The organism is Vibrio sp. M260118 (assembly GCF_036533755.1).
Classification (GTDB): Bacteria; Pseudomonadota; Gammaproteobacteria; order Enterobacterales; family Vibrionaceae; genus Vibrio.
In genome coordinates, this window is record NZ_JATABG010000605.1 from 1 (window position 1) to 1,207 (window position 1,207).

The window sequence follows — 1,207 nt, forward strand, 5'->3', positions numbered from 1 at the left end:
CTTTAGTACGTTGCTGAGCAGGCTGGCTCTGAAGCTTTTTAATATGGCGATACATCACTTCCATTTGGCGCTTTTGCTGCTTTAACGTCTCATCTTTACGCTTAATTTCTCTATCGAGTTTGATCTGTTGTCTTTGTGCGTCGGAATCAGAAGCACTCGTCATTGCCTTTAACGAGCGATTAATACGCAATAACCAAACACACACGGCAATCGCGAGCAGGAGCAGACCAAGTAGTGTATAGAGAGTCGCACCCTGAGATTGATCATTGTGGGAGAGGGATTTGGCTTTTGGGCTAAGCTCAATATCTCCGCTATCAAACGCCACTTCGAGCTGATCAATGGCGGCGACTTGCTTAGCACGGCGGTTGTTGAACTGCTTTTCAAGCACACGAGCGTAGTCGTTTTCTGCCTCTGGGTTCTCTTTGCTTGCGAACGTGTACCACAGTTCTGCTAAGTCGAGATTGTTGAACTGGCCGCTGCTCTGCTCGTATAGCTGCCCGAGTAGCAAAGGTGACTTGGTATCGCCAGCTAGTGCTGCTTTACTTAGCCAGAAAATGGCATCCTCGAGATCAACAGACGTGCCAATACCCAAGTAGTACGCTCGGCCAAGAGGGGCCGCGGCTAACTCACTTCCATTGTCTGCGGCTTGTCTATACCAATAAAAGGCTTCTGTCGCTGACTCTTCAACGCCTTGCCCGTTTGCATAACGGTTTGCGAGCTCGAGTTGAGCGTGAATATTGTTACTCTGAGCGCTTTGGGTAAGCTCTTCTATGGTTTGAGCAACGCTCAGCGAAGAGACGATCAGCAATAGCACGGAGAATAGACGCAAAGCAGCCTCAAATTACATTAATGGTTAGGTGTATTTGCTAAGTATATCAATTGAATGGCGAAAGTAGACAATAATTGTTGTTGAACTCTTTGGTGGCTAAAGAAAAGGCTTGCTTTAGAAGGTTGATATAGTTATCTACCCAACTATGAATTTACCATCAATTTGCCAAAAGAGTAAAAAAGGTATAAATTTTACTCATGCTGAAATTTGAGTTTGACGAAAATAAAAGCAGGTCAAACCTTGAGAAACATGGAATTGATTTCTATACCGCTCAAGGCTTGTGGAACGACTCTGATCTTATTGAGATTCCTGCGAATACAAGTGATGAGCCTAGGTGTTTAGTCATCGGTATGTTAGACGGCAAGCACTGGTCTGGGG

Annotated in this window: 2 protein-coding genes; one reads left to right on the plus strand and one right to left on the minus strand. The window is 45.2% G+C overall.

Going from position 1 to position 1,207, the window contains the following annotated elements; genetic code table 11:
- Positions 1-829 (minus strand): tetratricopeptide repeat protein (locus QTO00_RS19955; protein WP_331426299.1); only part of this gene is annotated, 829 nt, incomplete at its 3' end.
- A gap of 197 nt (positions 830-1,026) precedes the next feature.
- On the opposite strand from QTO00_RS19955, the gene QTO00_RS19960 reads away from it, so the two are divergent.
- Positions 1,027-1,207: BrnT family toxin (locus QTO00_RS19960; RefSeq protein ID WP_331426300.1), on the plus strand; the 181-nt coding region annotated here is incomplete at its 3' end.